The sequence below is a fragment of the Porphyrobacter sp. SLTP genome, from assembly GCF_009905735.1.
Taxonomy (GTDB): Bacteria; Pseudomonadota; Alphaproteobacteria; order Sphingomonadales; family Sphingomonadaceae; genus Erythrobacter.
This window is the reverse complement of the sequence record NZ_JAAALE010000030.1, coordinates 1-20,129: the sequence shown is the minus strand read 5'-3', so window position 1 is coordinate 20,129 and position 20,129 is coordinate 1. Positions and strand designations below refer to the sequence as shown.

Here is a 20,129-nt window from a genome sequence, read left to right as displayed (position 1 = left end):
GGGCTGACGATGTCGGTGCTGGCCTTCACTGTGTTCCTGCCCACGCCGGAATCGCAATTGCAGCCCGATGGCTATGCGGTGTTCGGCATGGTCGGCGCGGTGGTGATGCTGGTCTCGGTGATCGGATCGGCCGCCGGACAGCACCCCTATGTCGCGCGCCTGCCCGACACGGCCCCCCCACCGTTTTCGCTGCGGCTGGCGTTTGCCGACATCTTCGACGCCTTCCGCGAGCGCGCCTTCGTGATCTTCGCTTACGGCGCCTTGGCGGCCTATATCAGTCAGGGCGTGACACTCTCGATCACGCTCTATGTGATCCGCTATGTGTGGCAATTCAGCGAGCTGGCGTTCAAGCTCTACCCGCTGGCGCTGGGCCTGTCGGTGGTGGCGATGTTCCTTCTGGTCGGCCCGCTGCACCGCCGCTTTGGCAAACCGCTGAGCGGGGCGGGCGGCGCTGTGGCCGCGCTCGCCATCGCGGGGACGCCCTATGTCCTCTACCTCATCGGATTGTGGCCAGAGACCGGCGGAGCGCTTTCGACCAGCTTGTTCATGGCCTTCATGGTGACCGCCAATACGGCGGGGGTTGTGTCGATCATCTCGGCAACGTCGATGGTGGCCGAGATTGTCGAGGCCTTCGAGGAACGCACCGGCAAACGCGCGGAAGGCACCTTCTATGCAGGCAACTGGCTGATCCAGAAGTCGGCGACCGGCGGGGGCATTCTGCTCACCAGCCTGATCGTCGAAACCATCGGTCTTGAACCCGGCACCGCGCAGGCTGCCGTCGCCCCCGATGTGGTCGCCAATCTTGCACTGGCCTACCTGTTGGTGACCGCCGTGCTGGCATTGATCGCGGCGTTCTGGCTGGCCCGTTTCCCGATCACCCGCGCCGATCACGAAGCCCGCATCGCCGCGCGGATATCGGGTGAGCGTGCCCATGTCACAGGGGCTCTGCCGCACAAATGAGAGCTTGGCGGGCGGACAAGGCTCTGCCACGGTCAATGCCAGATTCGGTTTTCTAATTGGACGAGAGAGGAACTACCCCATGGATTTCGAACCCACCGAACGCCAGCTTTACTGGCGCAATCGCGTGCGCGATTTCATCGAGGCGCATGTCCGCCCGAACATGGCGGTCTATGACCAGCAGGAGCACGAAGGCGAGCGCTGGAAGGTGCTTCCCATCGTCGAGGAAACCAAGGCCAAGGCCAAGGAAGCCGGCATCTGGAACCTGTTCATGCCCCCGCGCAATGACAGCCACCACCATGTCGATGACACCTTCGAATTTGAAGGCCCCGGCCTCACCAACCTCGAATATGCCATGTGCGCCGAGGAAATGGGCCGCATTGGCTGGGCTTCGGAAGTGTTCAACTGCTCCGCGCCTGACACGGGCAACATGGAGGTGTTCCACCGCTATGGCACCCGCGATCAGAAGGAAGCCTGGCTGCGCCCGCTGATGAACGGCGAGATCCGTTCGGCCTTCCTGATGACCGAGCCGAACACGGCTTCGTCCGATGCGACCAACATCGAAACCCGGATCGAGCGGGACGGCGATCACTACATCATCAACGGGCGCAAATGGTGGTCTTCGGGCCTCGGCGATCCGCGTTGCAAGATCGCGATCCTGATGGGCAAGACCAACCCGGATGCGCAGCGCCACTCGCAGCAGTCGCAGATCCTGATGCCGATCGACACTCCCGGCGTGAACATCCTGCGCCACCTGCCGGTGTTCGGCTATGACGATGCGCCGCACGGCCACATGGAAGTCGAGATGGTCAACGTCCGCGTTCCGGCGGAGAACATCCTGCTCGGCGAAGGGCGCGGGTTCGAGATCGCGCAAGGGCGCCTCGGGCCGGGCCGCATCCACCACTGCATGCGCACCATCGGTGCCGCGGAAGAGGCGCTGGAGAAGATGTGCCGCCGCCTTCAGGAACGCGAAGCTTTCGGCAAGCCGGTCTACAAGCACTCGGTCTGGGAAGAGCGCGTGGCGCGTGCCCGCATCGATATCGACATGACCCGTCTGCTCTGCCTCAAGGCGGCGGACATGATGGACAAGGTCGGCAACAAGGCGGCCAAGCAGGAAATCGCCATGATCAAGGTGCAGGCCCCGAATATGGCGCTGCGGATCATCGACGATGCGATCCAGGCCCATGGCGGCGGCGGCGTGTCGGACGATTACGGTCTGGCCCGCAGCTACGCCAACCAGCGCACCCTGCGCCTCGCCGACGGGCCGGACGAAGTTCACGCCCGCTCGATCGCGCACATGGAGTTCGCCAAGCACGCTCCGCGTCCCGGCCCCACCGCCAACGCCCTGCGCGGCGACCACGGCCGCGCGGTCGAACCGCAGAGCTTCAGCTCGGGCGACATGGGCGTGGCGCGCTGACCTCACGACTCAAACTGCCGTTCGTGCTGAGCCTGTCGAAGCACCGTTTTACTTTTTGAACCTGAGCCCGAAGGAAGAACGGCCCTTCGACAGGCTCAGGGCGAACGGAGTTTGCTCGTGGCAAAAGCCGCCATTCTTGAAGCACCCGGCGAGGGGCTCAAAATCGCCGAAGTGACCTATGCCGCGCCCGGCCCGCACGAGGTGTTGATCGACACCAAGGCGTGCGGGCTGTGCCATTCGGACCTGCACTTCATCGACGGGCACTACCCCCACGCCCTGCCCGCCATTCCGGGACATGAGGCCGCGGGGATCGTCCGCGCGGTCGGCTCCGAAGTGCGCACCGTGAAGCCAGGCGACCACGTGGTCTCCTGCCTCTCGGCTTTCTGTGGCCACTGCGAATTCTGCGTCACGGGCCGCATGGCGCTGTGCCTGGGCGGAGACACGCGCCGCGCCAAGGGCGATTCCTCGCGCATCGCCTTTGCCGATGGGTCGCCGGTCAACCAAATGCTCAATCTCTCGGCCCTCTCCGAGCAGATGTTGATCCACGAACACGCCTGCGTCGCCATCGACAAGGATATGCCGTTCGACCGTGCCGCCCTGCTCGGCTGCGCGGTGACGACGGGCGCGGGGACGATCTTCAACGCCTGCAAGGTCACGCCGGGCGAAACCGTGCTGGTGGTCGGCTGCGGCGGGGTTGGCCTTGCGGTGATCAACGCGGCCAAGATTGCGGGCGCGAGCAAGATCATCGCCGCCGATCCGCTGCCGGAAAAGCGCGAACTGGCGAAGGTGCTCGGCGCCACGCACACCGTTGATGCGCTTGCCGAAGACGCCGCCAAGCAGATCATCGCGATCAGCGGCGGCGGGGTCGATTGGGGGATCGAGGCGGTGGGCCGTCAGGCCTCCGCTGACCTTGCCGTTGCCAGCCTCAAGCGCGGCGGGACAGCTGTGATCCTCGGCATGATGCCTTTGGACTGCAAGGTCGGCCTGTCGGCCTTCGACCTGCTCGGCGGGAAGAAGCTGATGGGCGCGCTGATGGGGATGAACCACTTCCCGGTCGATCTGCCGCGGCTTGTTGATTTCTACCTGCGCGGGTTGCTCGATCTCGACACGATCATCGCCGAGCGCATCTCGCTCGATCAGGTGAACGAAGGCTTCAATACCATGCGCGCCGGGCACTCCGCGCGCACGGTGGTGGTGTTTGACTGATGGACATCGATTACGACACAGAAATGGTCGGCACGGTCGCGGTGACCGAGAAGGACCAGCTCGATCTTGCCGCGCTGACCGCTTGGTTTGAAGCCCATGTCGAAGGCTTCGAAGGGCCGATCAGCTACACCAAGTTCAAGGGCGGCCAGTCGAACCCGACCTACCGGATCGACACGCCGGGCGCGTCTTACGTGCTGCGCCGCCAGCCCTTCGGCAAGCTGCTCCCCAGCGCCCACGCGGTTGACCGCGAATATGCGGCGATGACCGGGCTCTACCCCACCGGCTTCCCGGTGCCGCGCACCTATGGCCTGTGCGAAGACCCCGAGGTGATCGGATCGAAGTTCTTCGTGATGAGCATGGCCGATGGCCGCTCGCTGTGGAACGGCGCGCTGCCCGGAATGGAGCCTGCCGAACGCCGCGCGCTCTACCACGCGCTGATCGACACGATGGCCGATCTGCACCTCAACCAGCCGGACAAGATCGGCATGGGCGACTATGGCAAGCCGACCGATTACTGCGCGCGCCAGATCGCCCGCTGGACCAAGCAGTACAAGCTGTCCGAAACCGAGCTCATGCCGGAAATGGAGCGGCTGATCGAATGGCTGCCGCAAACCATCCCGCCGCAGCATGGATCATCCGTGGTGCATGGCGACTACCGGCTCGACAATGTGATCTTCCACAAGACCGAGCCGCGCATCATCGCGGTGCTCGATTGGGAGCTGTCGACGCTGGGCGATCCGATCGCCGACTTCAGCTATCTGATGCTCAACTGGCACAACCCCGCCGATGGCCGCGCGGGCCTGCTGGGGTTGGATATCGAAGCGCTTGGCATTCCTTCGCAGGAAGAAGCGGTGGAGCGTTACGTCGCGCGCACCGGCTTCCCTGTGCCGCCGATGGACTGGTATTTCGCCTATAACCTGTTCCGCCTCGCCGGGATCATGCAGGGCATCAAGAAGCGCGTGATCGACGGCACTGCGTCCTCCGCTCACGCGCAGGCGATGAGCGAGCGCGTGCGGCCGCTGGCCGAGCGCGCTTACGAGTTCGCCCGCGCCGCCGGAATGCCAGCGTAACGCTTGCCGAGTTCTCCGGTGACGGCTAAGCCGCCGCGGATTTCTTGCCTGTCTCCGTTCGTCCTGAGCTTGTCGAAGGACCGCTTTTTACTTGCGACACCGTGCTGACTTCCCGGTGAAGGACAGCCCTTCGACAAGCTCAGGGCGAACGGGGTTGGGGTGTTCGTGGAGAACCTCAATGAGTGCTGACCTGATCGCCGCCATCGAAGCCGCATGGGAAAACCGCGCTGACATCGCCCCCGGCCATGAAGTGCGCCATGCGGTCGCCGATGCGCTGGCTCTGCTGGATAGCGGCGAAGCGCGCGTGGCTCAGCCCGATGGCAATGGCGGCTGGCAGGTCAACCAGTGGCTCAAGAAAGCGGTGCTGCTCAGCTTCCGGCTCAACGACAACCGGGTGATGGAAGGCGGCGCAGCGGGCGAAGCGGCGTTCGACAAGGTGCCATTGAAGTTCGCCGGTTGGGGTGAAAAGCGCTTCCGTGAGGCGGGCTTCCGCGTGGTGCCCGGCGCGGTGGTGCGGCGCGGCGCGCATATCTCCAAGGGCGTCGTGCTGATGCCGAGCTTCGTCAACATCGGCGCTTACGTTGGCGAGAACACGATGATCGACACCTGGGCCACCGTCGGCTCCTGCGCGCAGATCGGTGCCAACGTTCACATATCGGGCGGGGCCGGGATCGGCGGCGTGCTTGAACCGCTTCAGGCCGAACCGGTGATCATCGGAGACAACGCCTTCATCGGTGCCCGCGCCGAAGTGGCCGAAGGCGTCCGGGTGGGCGAAGGCGCGGTGCTGTCGATGGGCGTCTATCTCGGCGCGTCAACCAAGATCGTCGACCGCGCGACCGGCGAAGTCCACATGGGCAGCGTCCCGCCCTATGCGGTGGTCGTCCCCGGTTCGATGCCGGGCAAGCCCCTGCCCGATGGCACGATGGGCCCGAGCCTCTACTGCGCGGTGATCGTCAAGACCGTGGACGCGCAGACCCGCTCCAAGACCGGGATCAACGAATTGCTGCGCGACTGATCGCGGTGGGCGGGCATTGCGTCCCGCCCTGCCGCCGCTTTTCTTGATCATGCGACCCGGCGGCGATGAAACAATCGGGCGTCCCATGCGGTAGTGCTCTCCTACACATCATGCAGGAGATACCCCATGCCGCAGCACGACCGCGACAACCGGATTGACGAAACCGATGCCAAGGGCGGCAGCAATGAAGGCGTGGTGCGCTGGGTGCTGCTCATCAGCCTCGCCCTGGCGATCGTTGCCCTGACGGTGATCTGGGTGACCGGCGCGCTGACGCAGGACAATGTCGAGAGCCAGGGTACCGCCACCGGGCGGATCGAAGCCGAGGGCGAACAAATCCAGAATGCGGCCACCAACAATGATCCGGTCAACCCCAACGCGGACTGACCGGGAACCATTTGCCTCCGCTTGACTTGATTGACGTTACGGAAGATGTTTCCGTAGCGTCAATCAAGAACGGGGAGAGCAACGATGGCCGATCCAAATGAAGGCATCCGCATCAACGACGAAGCCGCACGCGGTGCCGTCAGCAATACCGGCCTGCGCTATGTGCTGGGCTTCAGCCTTGCCTTTGCGGTGATCGCGATGAGTCTGGTCTGGATCATCCCCGCCCTCGCCCGCATATCGCATTGATCATTCCGGTTTGGCGGGCGGGTTGATCAGGGTTTCGATCGGCGGCTCGCTCGCCACCTGCGCCGCATAGGCTTCGGCGGCGCGCATCACGCGCAAGGCGTTGCGGCTGGCGATCATTTCCAGCTCCGCCTGAGAATAGCCGCGCCGCGCGAGTTCGGTGAACAGCGCGGGGTAGCCGCTGACATCCTCCATCCCCACCGGCCCGATCGGCATGCCGTCATAATCGCCGCCGATGCCGATATGCTCCACGCCCGCCACCGCGCGGATATGGTCGATATGGTCGGCGACATCGCCGATCACGCTCTTGGGTTCGGGATTGGCGGCGACCCATGCGGCCACGGCATTGGCCGCCGCATCGGGATTGCCAAGGTGCTCGACCCGCGCCTGGGCGATCACGCCCGCGCGCCGGGCATCCCACTGGCGCACCTTTTCGTTGATGAAGCGCGGCAGGGCGACCACCATCACCACCCCGCCGTTGGCTGGGAGGCGCTTCAGCACACTATCGGGGACGTTGCGCGGGTGCGCCGTCACCGCCCGGGCACCCGAGTGGCTGAAGATCACCGGGGCGGTGGCGACATCAAGCGCGTCCATCATGGTCGCTTCGCTGACGTGGCTGAGATCGACCAGCATCCCCAGCCGGTTCATCTCGCGCACCACATCCTTGCCGAAATCGGTCAGCCCGTCATGCTTGGGCGCATCGGTCGCCGAATCCGCCCAGGGGATGTTGGAATTGTGCGTCAGCGTCATGTAGCGCGCGCCCATCGCGTGGAACTGCCGCAGCACGCCAAGGTTCGATCCGATCGAATAGCCGCCCTCCATCCCCAGCAGGGAGGCGATCTTGCCATCGCGCATCGCGGTTTCGACCTCATCGGCGGTCAGGGCATAGCGCATGGTATCGGGGTTGCGGGCGATGAGGCGTTTGGTGACGTCGATCTGCTCGATCGTCTGCTGCACCGCGGCGGCCTCGTTGGCGTTGTGCGGGACATAGACCGACCAGAACTGCGCGCCCACCTTGCCCTTCTTCAGCCGGTTGAGATCGGTGTGCATCGCCCCGTCATCACCGCCCACGTGATCATGCTCGTCCATGGTGTCGGTGAAATCGAAAGCGTTGATCTGGTTGTTCTCGCGCGAACGCAGCTGACCGGGGGCGTCATTGTGTCCGTCGAACACCGGCGCGGCCTCCAGCGCAGCGGTGGCGGTGGCCACTGCCTGTTCCTCGCTGACCTTTTGCGCGGCCAGCGGGCTGGCCAGCAGGAGCGCAGCCGCAAGGGCGAGGCGAGAAGGCGCGAAAAGTTGCATGGGGTAGGCTCCCGAAGCTAGAGCGCCTGCACCACCGGGGATGGGGGCAGGCAAGGACATCGGCATGAGTGATAGCGCGGCGGGACTGATCGAACAATTGGGCCTGACCGCTCACCCCGAAGGGGGGTGGTATCGCGAAACGTGGCGCGGCGAGCCGAGGCCGGACGGACGCGCCAGCGGCACCGCGATCATCTTCCTGCTGTGCGCTGGCGAGGCGTCGCACTGGCACACGGTCGACGCGGCTGAGCTGTGGCTGTGGCAGGCAGGCGATCCGCTCGAACTGCGCCTCGCCGCCGATGATGCAGGGCCGGTGCGTTCGGTGATTCTCGGCAGCGATGTTGGCGCAGGCCAGCACTTGCAGGGCGTGGTTGCACCGGGTGAGTGGCAGGCGGCGTGCTCTTTCGGCGAGCCGCGCTTCGGTTATAGTCTCGTCTCGTGTGTGGTGGTGCCGGGGTTCGACTTTGCCGGGTTCACGCTGGCCGCACCGGGCTGGGAGCCGGGCGCTTGATCCGCGTCGTCCTGCGCTGGCTGCTAGCGGTATTCTACGCCTTTGCGGGCGTGATCCACCTCATCAATCCCGCGCCGTTCCTCACCATCACCCCGGCTTGGGTGCCCGCACCTTTGGCCGTGGTGCTGCTGACCGGCGTGGCCGAAATCCTCGGCGCGATCGGGTTGGTGCAGCCGTTCTCGCGCAAGCTGCGGCAGGCGGCGGGATGGGGACTGGCGCTCTATGCGCTGTGCGTGTGGCCGGCCAACATCAACCACTTCGCGATGGACATGGCGCGCGCCGATGGCGGGCTCGGCCTTAGCTATCACGTCCCGCGGATGTTCGCGCAGCCGGTGATCATCTGGCTCGCGCTATGGGTGGGGGAATGCCTGCCGCTGCGTTCAAAGCGGGCCGGATGACGCCTGAAGACGCGATCCTCACCCTGCTCGCCGAGCGGGCCGAAGGCGCGACCATCTGTCCGAGCGAAGCCGCGCGCCGCCTGGCCGGGCCGCAGGGAGACTGGCGCGCCGAGATGGACGCTATCCACACCGCCACCGACCAGTTGGCCGAGGCGGGCGCAATCACCCTCTCATGGAAGGGCGCTGCCATACAAAAGCGGCGCGGACCCTATCGGATCGCGCGCCGCTGATGTGTGCCAGAGGCAAGACGCCGCAAGGGCGCCGCGCCGCTTAGCTCAGATGCTTCGAGACCGCTGCGGTCATCTTGAACATCGAGATCTGGTCCTTGCCGATCACGGCGCCGAGCTTGGCGTCCGGATTGATCTGACGCTTGTCGGTGGTGTCCTGCAGGCCATTGGCCTTGATGTATTCCCACACCTTCGAGGTCACCTGGGCGCGGGTCATCGGGCCCTTGCCGATCACCGCTTCGAGATCACCCGAAAGCGTCACCGGCTTCTGCAGTGCATTGGTCGATCCAGCCATCATCTACTCCCTTATGTAAGTGGCAGGTTAATCAGATATCATCATCTTCCCAGCCTGCATCATCGTCCCCGCCGCCGGTAAAGGTGGCATGGAGCACTGCGCAGGCCGTAATCGTCCCTTGCAGCGATGCAAGCAGTTCCGCTCGTCCTGCGCCGGGCATCAGCACCAGCGGCAGGTCGGTCGCGAACAGTTGAAACAGGTATTGGCGCGTCTCGCCTTCGGGCGGATCGGGCAGCAGCCATTCGGAATTGCCGACGGCGTTCTTGCCCGTGCGCGGCGGGGTTTCGCCTTCGAGCAGCTTGCCTCGCTGGCCTTTCAGCCCCCAGACCAGCCAGTGGCAGGCCGGTTCCGCATTGGTGGTTGAGGCTTCTTCGACCACCAGCACCAGTTCCTGCGAACCCGGCGGCGGCGCGCTCCATTCAAGCGGCGGGGCGACAGCGTCTTCTTCGGTCGCGGTGAAGCTCGGATCAAGCGGCTCCCCCGCGTTGAACGCGGGGCTGGTGAGCGCAAACCCACCGCGCGCGAAAGCCTGCGCCGAACCCAGCTTCGCGATGGCGAGGCCGGGATGACGCGCGGATGCGGGCACATGTGGTGCAAGCCAGGCGGGAAATTCCGTCATGATTCTGTCAGTTCCTTGCCCCCGTGCTAGTCCGTTCGGATGCGCGATACGAGACTTCGCAAGCCAGTTTTTGCCGGTTTCTGAGGAAAACCGTGCGAATGCAGGCAAAAAGGTCACGGTTTTTCCCAAGTTGACGCTTTTTTGCGCCCGTGGTTCTTGCTCTCAAAGCCGCGCCAATGCATCCTTCGCGCGTCGGGCCCACCCCCTCGATCCGAATTTCCTTGTGGAGTTGCAAAGCCTTATGACGTTCGGTCGCACCGCTCTTAGCCTTTTGCTTTCCGTCAGCCTGGTCGCCTGCGGCGGCGGCGGTGGATCATCCCCCCCACCTGCGACCGGCGGCGGGGGCGGCGGCACGCCCACTCCCTCCCCTTCCCCCACGCCCACGCCATCGGCCTGCGGCCTGCGCGCGCAGCAGGACTTTGCCGATCAGGTGCTCAACGAATGGTACCTTTTCCCCGATCTGCTCGCGAACGCCAACCCGGCCTCGTTCAACAATCTCGACGATTATCTCGACGCCCGCGTGGCCCCGGCCCGCGCACAGAACCGTGACCGGTTCTTCACCTTCGCAACCTCGATTGCCGAGGAGAACGCGCTGATCAATTCCGGCTCCTCGGCGGGCTTCGGTATCCGCCTGTCCTATGACACGGCCAATCGCCGCCTGTTCGTGGTCGAAGCCTATGAAGGCGCCAGCGGACTTGCCGCCGGGCTTGACCGGGGCTCCGAAATCACCGCGATCGGCACCAGCAGCGCCACGCTGCAAAGCGTCTCCAGCCTCTTCGCCAGCGGCGGCGCGCAAAATGTTGCCAATGCGCTTGGCCCGTCAACGCAGGGCACCACCCGCGTGCTGCGCTTCACCCAGCCCGATGGCGCAGTGATCGAGCGCAGCATTACCAAGACCGACTTTGCGCTCGATCCCGTGTCGAACCGTTATGGCGCGGTGATCCTGAACGACGGGGGCAAAAAGGTTGGCTATCTCAACCTGCGCACCTTCATCATCGCTGACGCATCCAACCAGCTGCGGGCCGCTTACGGCCAGTTCGCTGCACAGGGCGTGACCGAGCTGATCCTCGACTTCCGCTACAATGGCGGCGGGTTGGTCAATGTGGCGGACACCATGGGCGATCTGATGGGGGGCGGCCGGGTCGGGCAGGTGTGGAGCCGCACCGTGTTGCGCCCCTCCAAGGCTGCCGAAAACGAAACCCGCACCTTCCGCACAGAGGCCAACGCCATCGCGCCCACCCGGATTGCGATCATCACCACCGGGGCGAGCGCTTCGGCGAGCGAGATCGTCGCCAATTCGCTGATCCCCTATCTCGGCAACAATTCGGCGCTGGTGGGGTCCAATTCCTTCGGCAAGCCGGTCGGTCAGTTCGGGTTTGATCTGGCGGCCTGCGACCTCCGGGTGCGGGCGGTGACTTTCCAGACGGTCAACGCCAATAATCAGGGCGAGTATTACAGCGGCCTTGCCAGCGTGATGCCCAACACTTGCCGCGCGGGGGACGATATCACCCGCCCCTTGGGTGACCCGCGTGAGGCCTCGATCGCGGCTGCGCTCGATTTCCTCGGCGGGCGGTCCTGCACCCCGATCACGTCCAGCGCCACGACCAGCGGGCTGCAACAGGGGCAGAGCGCGCGTCAGGGCTTGGGTCTGCCCGAGCGCGAGATGCTCCAGCCGCAACGGCCCAATGCCGCGCAGCGCGAATTGCCGGGGCTATACTGATACCAGCCTAGAGCCCTTGGGGTACGGTTTCGAAGCTGGGGATTTCGCCCAGATCGACCCAGTCCTGCTTGCTCTTGGTGTAGCAGTGGAAAGCGGGGTTGAGGATACTGGTATCGTCCAGCGTCCCAGCCTTGATGAACATCATGCCGGGCGGGGTATCGACCCGGGTAAACACGGGCGATCCGCAAGTGCCGCAGAACTGCCGCCGGACGGTCGCGCCGCTGTCGCCGGTGTCGTTATAGGTGGTGAGCTCGCCTTCGAACTGCACGGCTGTCTCCGGCACGCCAATGATCACTGATAGCGCGCTGCCCGCCTGCCGCTGGCAGTTTTTGCAATGGCAGGTCACGCAGAGCAGCGGATCGCTTTCGCAGGTGTAGCGCACCGCGCCGCACAGGCAGCCTCCGGTTATGGTCATGGCGTGTCTCTCCCCCCTATCCGTGCGCCCTTATGGCGCTTCGTCGCCGGTGAATGGCTGGCTGGTGGTATAGCCGCAGCCTTCGAATGTCTCCCCGCCCAAAGCGATAGTGGCAACGTAGGGGAAGCGGCGGTCGCTCATCCCGTCGCTGCACTCGCCCGGCGTGAGCGTGGCGGTGAGCGGCTTGCCATCCAGCTCGCCGGAAAAGCCGAGCCCGTTGTTCCCGGCAAAGCGCTTGACCGCAAACCGGGTGCCGGGCTGGTTGTCGGGTGTGGTCCAGACGCCCTCGCCTGCTGCGATAGCGAGGGTCCAGAACGGCTCCGTCCCGGTGAGGGTCACGGCTTCCTCCGGCGCGACGGCATCGAAGGTCTTGCCCTGGGGGTCGATCCCGTCAGCGGCAGGGGTGCAGGCCGCTGCGGTAGTGAGCAGCAGGCACAGCGCGGCGCGGGGATGGGTGGTGAGCATGGTAGGGCTCCTTTCGCGCGGCAGCTTAACCGCGCCGGGGGCACAAGCAAAGGGCGGGCGCCGCTTGCACGGTGCCCGCCCCTTTTAGGCTGCGATGTCAGCGGTCAGCTTACTTCGGCATCAGCACGGTATCGATCACGTGGATCACGCCGTTGGACGCCGCCACGTCGGTCGCAGTGACCTTGGCGGTGTTGCCGGCCGCATCGGTCAGCACCACGCCGCCATCGACGACCTTGGCATTCAGGGTCGCGCCTTGGACGGTGGTGATGGAGTAGCCCTCATCGCCCGCCTGTGTGATCGCATTGGTCAGCGTCGCCGCATCAATCGTGCCCGGGACGACGTGGTAGGTCAGGATCGACTTCAGCGTTTCCTTGTCGTCCGTCGTCAGCTTTTCGACGGTGCCGGCGGGCAGCTTGCCAAAAGCGTCATTGGTCGGCGCGAACACGGTGAACGGCCCGGCGCCCGACAGGGTTGCGCCAAGATCGGCTGCGGTCACGGCGGTCACCAGCGTCGAGAAGGCGTCATCGCCCTGCGCCACTTCGACAATCGTGCCGGCACCGGTGGCTTCATCGGCCACGGCGGTCGTATCGGCGGCGGTATCTTCGGCGGGGGTTTCGCTGGCGCAAGCGACCAGCGCGAGCGCGGCAACCGAAGCGAGCGTGACATTGATGATCTTCATAAGGCATTCCTCAATAGGGGCCAAAAGGCCGGGGGTAGCCCGGATGCAGGAGGGGATCCGGGGCAAGCAGGCGCGGCGCCAAAGCGACGCGGCCTGATTGATGTACGAGTCCTGCGATGATGCGGATGTTCCACCCTCTGGGGTGTTCAGGCTCCGCTCGTCCGGAACCATGACCGGATCACCGGGTTGCCCCCTCGATGACCCCAAACCCTACCCGCGCGGCCGCCCTTGCCCGCCTCGCCCAGTTCCTCCCCGCCGCCGGCCGCCGCTACGCCGAAACCCGCAATGCCGATGATGGCCCGGTGAGCGGCGGGCGCAGCAATGTCAGCGAATTGTCGCCCTGGCTGCACGCCGGGGTGCTTGGCGCGCCGGAAGTGCTGGAAGCGGTCCTCGGCCAGCACAGCCCGCGCGCGGCCGAGAAGTTCATCGCCGAGGTATTCTGGCGGATCTACTTCAAGGGCTATCTCGAACAGCGACCGGCGATCTGGGACGATTACTGCACGGGGCGCGATGGTGCTCTGGCCGCAATGGCACGCAATGCCGGTCTGCAAAGGGCCTATGCCGAGGCGACCGAGGGCCGCACCAGGATCGCAGCTTTCGATGTCTGGGCGCTGGAGCTGACCGAGACCGGCTACCTCCACAACCATGCCCGCATGTGGTTCGCCAGCATCTGGATCTTCACCCTGAAGCTCGACTGGCGGCTGGGTGCGGACTTTTTCCTGCGGCACCTGATGGATGGCGATGCGGCATCGAACACGCTGTCGTGGCGTTGGGTCGCGGGGCTGCACACCAAGGGCAAGCATTACCTGGCGCGGGCTGACAATATCGCGCGCTACACCAGCGGTCGGCCCGGCGGCGCGCTGGGGGCGGATGGGCTGGCCGAGGATGCCGAACCGCTATCAGAACCGCAGGACTACGGACGGCAAAAGCTCGATCTGCCCGCGCCCGTCAGCGCAGGCGACCTTGCCGAGCCCTTCGCGCTGCTGCTGCATGACGAGGCGGCGCATCACGCCCCGCTCGACCTGCCCGCCGCGCCCGCGCTGGTGATCGGCGCGGCGCGTCCCGCAGCGCGCTCCCCCGGCGCAGTCGGCGCGCTGGCATCGGGCTTTGCCAATGGCGCGGTGGCAAGCGGCATGGCCGACGCGGCCACCGCCTTCGGCTGCCCCGCGACCGAGTGGCGCGCGGGCGAGCCGCTGGCGGCGCTGCTGGCCGAAGCCGGGGTGCCGCACATCGCCGTCCCCTACCTCCCCGCCGGCTGGACGCGCGACATGCTGATGACCGACATCGCGCCGCTGGCTGCACAAGGCCGGGTCGTCACCATCCTCGGCGATCTCGACCGCGCGACCTGGCCCCATGCCAAAGCCGGGTTCTTCGGCGTGGCCAAGGCGATTGATGGCTTGCTCGCCGAATGCGGGATCACCGGCGGCGCATAGCGGCTTCAACCCTGAATTAACCTTGCAGGGATAGGGTTTGCCGGTCTTTGTCCACGCCGGGGCCTCCACGCGCCATGCTCTATCCCAACCGCCTCCAAGCCGCGCTGCTGTTCGACCGCAGAATCCATGATCTGGAAGCGATCATGCGCGATTTCGTGCGGATCGAGGGGATGCGGTCGAGCGTCAGCTTCCATCTGTCGGAGAACAATCCGGGCCTGTTCTACCGCCTGTTCGATGCCACCGAAGAACTGATGGTGACCTTCGAATATATCGACCGCCCCGCCAATGCGCAGGTGTTCCAGCCCGCGCTGTCATCGGTCTACACCGGCATCCTCACCCCCGACATCCGCGAGCGGATCGCGCGATGCGATAGCCATATCCTGCTCGAAGTGTCGCACGGCGTGATGGCCGGCGTTGAGGAAAACCCGGAGATCGCGGCGATGTTCGAAGCGATCGGCCGGGAGCGCTCGGGCGCGAGCCAATCGCAATTCGAGCGGCGGCTCGCCGTCCTCGCGCTGATCACCCGGATCGCGACTGATCATGCGATGCCGCTGGCGGTGCACTGGACGCAGTCCGACACGCTGCTCAGCGGCGAACTGTTTGATCGGATCGCGGCGGGCAATGACGCGCCGGGGCCGCTGCACATACACCCCTACCTGTTCGGCCCGACCGCCGCGCCGGGCGAAAGCGCGCGGGTCGGCATTCGCACGTTCGGCGCGCGCCACTGGCTGGGGCGGGAGATTATCGTGCAGCCCAATGTCCTGCCCTGGGCCGCCAATCTCGAAACGATCTTCGCCTTCCTGCGGGTCGCGACCATGCCGAACGGCTATGTCATTCCCGATGGCGACACCTTCGGCCCCGAGGACCGCAGCCTGTCCTATCGCGTCCTGCACCATGATGCGGGCGCGAATATCGGCTATGCCTCACCCGAGCCTGCCGATGTGCCGTTCTACGAACTCGTGCCGTTGAAGCACGTCGAGTACGGCTTCGTCGCGCCTGAGCACGTGCCGGACGCCAATGCCTTCGATGACCGCGCCTTCCCGGTCGACATCATGCCGGAAGGGCAGGACGAGCGGATGGCGCTTGCCAATGAGTGGTTCGAGAAGCGCAAGCTCGCCGAGGGGATCGGCGGCCGCTTTGAAGTGCGCAAGGCGGGCGAAGGGGACGCTCCTCCGGCTCCAGAGCCGCCACCGCCACCTGTGCGGGTCATGACACCGACGCCCAGCCAGCCAGGACTTCCCGGGCTGACCGGACGTGGGCTGCGATCGCGGGTGTTCGGGCGCAAGGAGGGATAACCCCTCGTCTGCGCCCGCACAGGCGCAGGGTCAGATCATCTTGTCGGGTGAAGGATCGTGGCGGTGGCGCTGCGCCCTGCCGAGCACGCGTTCCAGCCGTTCCGCCATCGTGTTCGCCGCGATCCGGGCCGCCGCGTCGACATCGGACGCCTTGCCGGTCACGCCAATCGGGCGACTGCCGCGCGGACGCGCTTCGATGGTGCAATGCTTGTCATCCGCGCCATGCTTGCGGCCGTTGACGTCCGAGACATGGACCTCGATCCGCGTCAGCCTGTCAGCAAAACGTTCCAACCGCTTGCGCACTTGCGCCTCGATCCGCTCGGCGACGTTCTGCGTGCCCATCACCGAACTGTCGGTGTTGAACTGGAACTGCATGGTGGTCATGGCTGTCTCTCCTTGGCTTCAGTGTCCTGTTGCCCAAGAAGAATATGGGGGGCGCTGATCCGGCTTTCCAGCGGAATCAGGCGAGATGTTCAGGACAGGAGATGATCAGCCGCGCGCTTTTCGGCGCGGACGCGGTCAGCCTTGACGCGCTCTTCCGCGGTCTTGCGGGCCTGCTCGGCGAGGCCGCGCCAGGTCTTTTCCGAACGCAATTCGCGCTCACGCACGTTGTCCAGCGTAGCCTTGCCAGCAAGGGCAGCGGCTTCATCGGCACGTTCGCAGTAGAATTCGTAGGTCTGGGCCATCAGGCGCTCCTGCCATGGGAGGGGGTAGGCGGGAATCTGAGGTGGCAGGCAGGGCGCACGAAGCGCCCTGCCGCCGGGTATTCAGCTCAGGCAGCCGCCAGGTTCACGGCGCTTTCCTTGCCGTTACGGCCGCGCTCGAGATCGAAGCTCAGACGCTGATCCTTCTCGAGGCTGTGCATGCCAGCGGCCTGCACGGCGGTGATGTGGACGAAGCTGTCCGACGAGCCATCGTCGGGCTGGATGAAGCCATAGCCCTTGTCGGTGTTGAAGAACTTCACGGTTCCGGTCTTGCTCATGGAGTGTTCCTTTCAAGAACATTGTAGTCCGCACGGCAAAGGGCCGAGCGGTTAGTGCGTCGTATCGTCCGATGAAAGGAAGTCGTCGTCTGGTTTACGCCGGGGGCCAGAGGGCCAAGCGGCGGAGCGCAAATTTCGAAGTCCGTCGCAAATTTCGACGTCAGCAATTGCCTCATAGCACAGCTTCCCCCGTTCACCTAATCGGCCCACCGCATCGGCGCGGGCGGGCCATGTAGGGAAGTTGACGAAGGTTACACCGCGTCACTTTCCCCGCGCCAGCCATTCTCCTGTAATGCCTGCATTAATTGCTCATCCGACCACCCGGACGGACAAAAGGAATCGCGCGCGAAAGCGCTGTCCCGATGGCCGAACTCGTCGGGATCTTCGGGCGAGAGCGCCCCGGTCTCCACCGCCTCGCCCGCCTGAAGCTTCGCCAGCAAGCTTTCGAAATCGCGGGCATGGCGCTCGGCCATCGGCTTCAGCCGCCCGAAGGCCGGGTTGCCGCGCAGCGTCTGGCTGCGCAGCAGCGCGACGGTCAGCCCTTCGTCAAAGCGGCGATAGGAGCCGACCTGCTCGCCCTGGTAGAACACCGGCCGCTCGACCCCGTTCAAGGCCCGTTCGAGCGCCGCGTGGGCGAGCACATCAAACGAGTGGTGAAAGGCGACCTCCCAGGCCAGATCGAACGGCCCGCCCTTCAGGCGCGAGCGGAGCCGGTAGGCCGATTGCCGCGATCGCCCCACGGACTGCGCCGCCTCGGTCACGGAGTGCGTGGCGGAGAGCGCCCGCAGGAACGCCACCTGCCGGTCAAGATCCCACCCGTCGACGCGGGCGGTGGTCTGACCGGCGGCGGCAGTGGGGACAGCGCGGAGCTTGGCAGCGGCGGCGCGGGGCGAGCGGGGGGTGCGGGGCTGAGTCATCGCAGGAGGATGACTCGCCGCCGCCGAGTAGGAAAGAGGGCCTGCGCCCCTTACGTCGCCCGCCCTGCTCGGCTAGGCCGGTGCCATGTCACCCGTCACCATTCTGATCGACGCCGACGCCTGCCCGGTGAAGGACGAGATCTACCGCGTCGCCCTACGCTTCCGCGCCGAGGTGCGAGTGGTCAGCAACGCCCCCTTCCGCATTCCCGATAGCCCGCGGGTCAAGCGCGTGGTGGTGAGCGATGGGTTTGACGCCGCGGACGACTGGATTGCCGAGGCAGCGGATGCGCGCTCAGTGGTGGTGACCGCCGACATATTGCTGGCCGACCGCTGCCTGAAAGCCGGCGCCCGTGTGCTGAAACACAACGGCGAGGAGTTTACGGCGGCCAGCATCGGCGGCGCGATCGCGACCCGCGCAATCATGGCGGATTTGCGGGCCGGGATGGACGGGGTGGGCGGTGGGCCAGCGCCGTTCAGCAAGGCGGATCGCTCACGGTTCTTGCAGGCGCTGGACCGGGTGCTGGTGGGGATGGGGTGATGGGGGGTGTGCCCAAATCGTCAGGAAAAATGCCGGAATGGTGGGCCGTTACCAATGCCCCTCCAGTATATCGCTGGACTATAACAGCGACTCAATGGTCGACATCTGACAAATTCTTTCGGCTAACAACCTAGACTAACGTCTTTTGATGATATGGGGCGCCACATCAAAACGGAATGTCATCTTCTAGATCGTCGTAGGAACCACCCACTGGCGTCGCCGCCTCTTTCTGATTGGGCGCGGGCAACATCGGTTGCGACGGACCAAGTCGCTCTTGTTCCCGCTCTTCCGCCTCTTTGTCTTGCCCAATCCATTTCAGGATGGTTCCCACGGTTTGGGTAGCGTTTGGTGCGTCTGCCAACGTTGATGTAACACCAGCTAGCCCTGCAAGCAGCGCCGAAGCCACCATCGCTACAGCACCGTAATTTAAGCGGGAGCGATTTAGTTCAGCGCCAAACTCGTCAAGCTGGTCGATCAGTTTCGATCTACGCGCCGCTGGCATGTCTGAACGCTCGATCATGCTGCGCAGGATGCTCAACTGCCCTTCAATTTTGGCCTTAGTTGAAGATGCCAATCGAACGGATCTAGGTCCAGCGACCAAGTCGCTATTCAGCATAATGCTGGCCACCGCACTTTGAACCTTTAGGGAGAATGCTTGGTACTCTTCCCACTCGTTTTCAAAGTGACCTTCTGGATTGGGGGACCGGGAATGCCGAGGGCACTCGCGATACCAATCATCAAGGCAGTGTATTGGTTGCGCAGTTCCGTAGACAGGTAGCTTGAGTCGGCCTTTTCGATGAACTCGTTCATCTTTCGCCTAGCGATCTGCTCAAGTGTGGCGAACTTCCTGTGCGGCTCGTCTGGTGCTCGCTCGTAGTCGTCGAACTCAAGGAGCGAGTAGTTCATGGGGCGGCATCATCCTTGGTTCGACAATTTGGCGTTTCCCAGCGGCTTACACGATGAGGCCCCAGCGCGCCAATAGGGGCAGTTATAACAGTATCGATGGCGGCGGCGGCAAAAAAGCGTCACTGGTGTCACCCAAGGAAATAGATCACTTTCCTTCCTTGTTTGATTGCCGTAGTTGGGGTCTCATGAACGCTATGGCCATCACCGTTGAGTCGAACACTCCTGACGCTGCTCCTGATCTGTTGGAGACGGCGACCGTGACGATTAAGGAGAAATGGCAGGGAGCTGTCACCAAAGGGTCAGGCTTCGTGGCCGTCCCTGTGGCGCTGCTTAGACTCCAGTCGAAATTCGACCTGACGCCCACCGAGATGCTCGTATTGATAAACCTGCTGGTTCATTGGTGGGATCCCACGAGAGCAGTTTATCCGCGCTCAACCACCATCGCGAAGAGAATGGGCATTGATAAGCGCACTGTTCAGCGCGCCACACAAAAGCTGGAACGGACAGGGCTTCTCACGCGCAGCGTCAACGAGGATGGTCTGCGCATTTTCACCTTTGAACGCCTTGTCGAAAAGCTAGTCCGCGACCTTCCCTCTGCCTACACGATACAGGCTCAGGAAACCTTCGGCTCGTAGACCCCGTGTCGTTCAAGCTCACCCCCAAGCCTCCTGAAGAGGTCATTCTTCCCGCAAAGGCGGAGCACCACCTCACGCCGTTTGAAAGGGCAATTCAGCGGAGCGACATCAAAATTGACCTCGCCGCTTGCATTCGCTGGTTTTGGTTCGGCCTCGCGGCGTTTGTCACTGCAATGACTGGACTGGTAATCGCACTTTCCTCGGCTCCTAAAGCAGAGGCTCAGAATGGGGCGAAGCCTTCTATAGAGGCCGGAACATCAGCTAAACCCTTCGAGTTTTCACAACTTTCTGACAGCCTCTCAGAACTTTAGATAACTGAAAACATTGCCTTCACAACTATGCAGAGCACTGGGGAAAGCGTAGCGGATGGGAGTTCGACGCCCGATCTGTAGCTCTACGAGCGCACCGCCCAGCCCCCGGCCCCTCCCCGAGGGGAGGGGCCGGGGGCTGGGCGGTGCGCTCGTAGAGCTACAGATCGGGCGTCGAACTCCCATCCGCTACGC

28 protein-coding genes are annotated in these 20,129 nt (G+C 64.5%); 16 read left to right on the top strand and 12 right to left on the bottom strand.

From position 1 onward, the window contains the following. From GVM20_RS16070 to GVM20_RS16040, 7 genes are all read left to right on the top strand, one after another. On the top strand, positions 1-960 hold a 960-nt coding region (locus GVM20_RS16070), incomplete at its 5' end, for an MFS transporter (RefSeq protein WP_199799663.1). A gap of 79 nt (positions 961-1,039) precedes the next feature. Next, entirely contained in the window at positions 1,040-2,374 is a 1,335-nt protein-coding gene (locus tag GVM20_RS16065) for an acyl-CoA dehydrogenase family protein (protein ID WP_166548195.1), read from the top strand. Between the two features lie 117 nt (positions 2,375-2,491). Continuing rightward, positions 2,492-3,580 (top strand): Zn-dependent alcohol dehydrogenase, encoded by a 1,089-nt coding sequence (locus tag GVM20_RS16060; RefSeq protein ID WP_166548194.1) that lies wholly within the window; start codon positions 2,492-2,494, stop codon positions 3,578-3,580. Continuing rightward, entirely contained in the window at positions 3,580-4,650 is a 1,071-nt protein-coding gene (locus GVM20_RS16055) for a phosphotransferase family protein (protein ID WP_166548193.1), read from the top strand. Before GVM20_RS16060 ends, GVM20_RS16055 begins: the two co-directional genes overlap by 1 nt. A gap of 178 nt (positions 4,651-4,828) precedes the next feature. Beyond that, on the top strand, positions 4,829-5,665 hold the full coding sequence (gene dapD / locus GVM20_RS16050) for a 2,3,4,5-tetrahydropyridine-2,6-dicarboxylate N-succinyltransferase (protein WP_166548192.1): 837 nt from the start codon (positions 4,829-4,831) through the stop codon (positions 5,663-5,665). A 126-nt stretch (positions 5,666-5,791) separates the two neighbouring features. Continuing rightward, positions 5,792-6,049 carry a hypothetical protein gene (locus tag GVM20_RS16045; protein ID WP_199799661.1) on the top strand — a complete coding sequence of 86 codons (258 nt, stop codon included), beginning with the start codon at positions 5,792-5,794 and terminating at the stop codon, positions 6,047-6,049. An 84-nt stretch (positions 6,050-6,133) separates the two neighbouring features. Further along, positions 6,134-6,295 (top strand): hypothetical protein, encoded by a 162-nt coding sequence (locus GVM20_RS16040; protein ID WP_166548191.1) that lies wholly within the window; start codon positions 6,134-6,136, stop codon positions 6,293-6,295. Here the strand turns inward: GVM20_RS16040 and GVM20_RS16035 are convergent, their stop codons facing one another. Next, complete coding sequence (locus tag GVM20_RS16035; protein ID WP_166548190.1) at positions 6,296-7,594, bottom strand: dipeptidase; 1,299 nt, start codon at positions 7,592-7,594, stop codon at positions 6,296-6,298. Between the two features lie 64 nt (positions 7,595-7,658). Between GVM20_RS16035 and GVM20_RS16030 the strand changes: the two genes are divergently transcribed. From GVM20_RS16030 to GVM20_RS16020, 3 genes are read left to right on the top strand one after another with little or no spacing between them, the layout of a single operon-like run. Then, complete coding sequence (locus tag GVM20_RS16030) at positions 7,659-8,102, top strand: cupin domain-containing protein (RefSeq protein ID WP_166548189.1); 444 nt, start codon at positions 7,659-7,661, stop codon at positions 8,100-8,102. Beyond that, the gene (locus GVM20_RS16025; RefSeq protein WP_166548188.1) at positions 8,099-8,500 is read left to right on the top strand and encodes a DoxX family protein; all 402 of its coding nucleotides are present in this window, start codon (positions 8,099-8,101) and stop codon (positions 8,498-8,500) included. Before GVM20_RS16030 ends, GVM20_RS16025 begins: the two co-directional genes overlap by 4 nt. Next, positions 8,497-8,730: a DUF3253 domain-containing protein gene (locus GVM20_RS16020; protein ID WP_166548187.1), complete on the top strand. Its 234-nt coding sequence runs from the start codon at positions 8,497-8,499 to the stop codon at positions 8,728-8,730. The genes GVM20_RS16025 and GVM20_RS16020 overlap by 4 nt, the downstream gene beginning before the upstream one ends. Positions 8,731-8,770: 40 nt before the next feature. Here GVM20_RS16020 and GVM20_RS16015 read toward each other — a convergent pair whose 3' ends face one another. Together GVM20_RS16015 and GVM20_RS16010 are read right to left on the bottom strand one after the other, a co-directional pair. After that, on the bottom strand, positions 8,771-9,022 hold the full coding sequence (locus GVM20_RS16015) for an SWIB/MDM2 domain-containing protein (protein ID WP_166548186.1): 252 nt from the start codon (positions 9,020-9,022) through the stop codon (positions 8,771-8,773). Positions 9,023-9,053: 31 nt separating this feature from the next. After that, entirely contained in the window at positions 9,054-9,641 is a 588-nt protein-coding gene (locus GVM20_RS16010) for a YbhB/YbcL family Raf kinase inhibitor-like protein (RefSeq protein ID WP_166548185.1), read from the bottom strand. A gap of 241 nt (positions 9,642-9,882) precedes the next feature. Between GVM20_RS16010 and GVM20_RS16005 the strand changes: the two genes are divergently transcribed. Then, positions 9,883-11,361, top strand: coding sequence for a S41 family peptidase (locus tag GVM20_RS16005; RefSeq protein WP_166548184.1), 1,479 nt, complete (start codon positions 9,883-9,885; stop codon positions 11,359-11,361). Positions 11,362-11,368: 7 nt separating this feature from the next. On the opposite strand, the gene GVM20_RS16000 is transcribed toward GVM20_RS16005, so the two are convergent. From GVM20_RS16000 to GVM20_RS15990, 3 genes are all read right to left on the bottom strand, one after another. Then, positions 11,369-11,776 (bottom strand): GFA family protein, encoded by a 408-nt coding sequence (locus tag GVM20_RS16000; protein WP_166548183.1) that lies wholly within the window; start codon positions 11,774-11,776, stop codon positions 11,369-11,371. 30 nt (positions 11,777-11,806) lie between these two features. Continuing rightward, entirely contained in the window at positions 11,807-12,241 is a 435-nt protein-coding gene (locus GVM20_RS15995) for a COG3650 family protein (protein WP_166548182.1), read from the bottom strand. A gap of 109 nt (positions 12,242-12,350) precedes the next feature. Continuing rightward, a complete protein-coding gene (locus tag GVM20_RS15990) occupies positions 12,351-12,920 on the bottom strand; it encodes a fasciclin domain-containing protein (protein WP_166548181.1) in 570 nt (189 codons plus the stop codon). A gap of 197 nt (positions 12,921-13,117) precedes the next feature. Between GVM20_RS15990 and GVM20_RS15985 the strand changes: the two genes are divergently transcribed. Both GVM20_RS15985 and GVM20_RS15980 read left to right on the top strand, forming a co-directional pair. Continuing rightward, positions 13,118-14,353 (top strand): FAD-binding domain-containing protein, encoded by a 1,236-nt coding sequence (locus GVM20_RS15985; RefSeq protein WP_166548180.1) that lies wholly within the window; start codon positions 13,118-13,120, stop codon positions 14,351-14,353. A gap of 74 nt (positions 14,354-14,427) precedes the next feature. After that, a complete protein-coding gene (locus tag GVM20_RS15980) occupies positions 14,428-15,648 on the top strand; it encodes a hypothetical protein (RefSeq protein ID WP_166548179.1) in 1,221 nt (406 codons plus the stop codon). Positions 15,649-15,678: 30 nt separating this feature from the next. On the opposite strand, the gene GVM20_RS15975 is transcribed toward GVM20_RS15980, so the two are convergent. The 4 genes from GVM20_RS15975 to GVM20_RS15960 form a co-directional block, all read right to left on the bottom strand. Continuing rightward, positions 15,679-16,032, bottom strand: a complete 354-nt coding sequence (locus GVM20_RS15975) for an HPF/RaiA family ribosome-associated protein (protein WP_234032070.1) — start codon at positions 16,030-16,032, stop codon at positions 15,679-15,681. Between the two features lie 89 nt (positions 16,033-16,121). After that, on the bottom strand, positions 16,122-16,334 hold the full coding sequence (locus GVM20_RS15970) for a hypothetical protein (RefSeq protein ID WP_160760286.1): 213 nt from the start codon (positions 16,332-16,334) through the stop codon (positions 16,122-16,124). An 86-nt stretch (positions 16,335-16,420) separates the two neighbouring features. Next, positions 16,421-16,630: a cold-shock protein gene (locus tag GVM20_RS15965; protein WP_160760285.1), complete on the bottom strand. Its 210-nt coding sequence runs from the start codon at positions 16,628-16,630 to the stop codon at positions 16,421-16,423. A 251-nt stretch (positions 16,631-16,881) separates the two neighbouring features. Then, a complete protein-coding gene (locus GVM20_RS15960; protein WP_166548178.1) occupies positions 16,882-17,547 on the bottom strand; it encodes a hypothetical protein in 666 nt (221 codons plus the stop codon). An 85-nt stretch (positions 17,548-17,632) separates the two neighbouring features. On the opposite strand from GVM20_RS15960, the gene GVM20_RS15955 reads away from it, so the two are divergent. Next, complete coding sequence (locus GVM20_RS15955) at positions 17,633-18,085, top strand: YaiI/YqxD family protein (RefSeq protein WP_166548177.1); 453 nt, start codon at positions 17,633-17,635, stop codon at positions 18,083-18,085. A gap of 166 nt (positions 18,086-18,251) precedes the next feature. Here GVM20_RS15955 and GVM20_RS15950 read toward each other — a convergent pair whose 3' ends face one another. Next, positions 18,252-18,605, bottom strand: a complete 354-nt coding sequence (locus tag GVM20_RS15950) for a hypothetical protein (protein WP_234032069.1) — start codon at positions 18,603-18,605, stop codon at positions 18,252-18,254. A 122-nt stretch (positions 18,606-18,727) separates the two neighbouring features. Continuing rightward, a complete protein-coding gene (locus GVM20_RS15945; protein WP_166548175.1) occupies positions 18,728-18,991 on the bottom strand; it encodes a hypothetical protein in 264 nt (87 codons plus the stop codon). A 185-nt stretch (positions 18,992-19,176) separates the two neighbouring features. On the opposite strand from GVM20_RS15945, the gene GVM20_RS15940 reads away from it, so the two are divergent. Then, positions 19,177-19,626, top strand: a complete 450-nt coding sequence (locus tag GVM20_RS15940) for a helix-turn-helix domain-containing protein (RefSeq protein WP_234032068.1) — start codon at positions 19,177-19,179, stop codon at positions 19,624-19,626. A gap of 5 nt (positions 19,627-19,631) precedes the next feature. Next, positions 19,632-19,937, top strand: coding sequence for a hypothetical protein (locus GVM20_RS15935; RefSeq protein ID WP_166548173.1), 306 nt, complete (start codon positions 19,632-19,634; stop codon positions 19,935-19,937). The last annotated feature ends 192 nt before the right edge of the window (positions 19,938-20,129 follow it).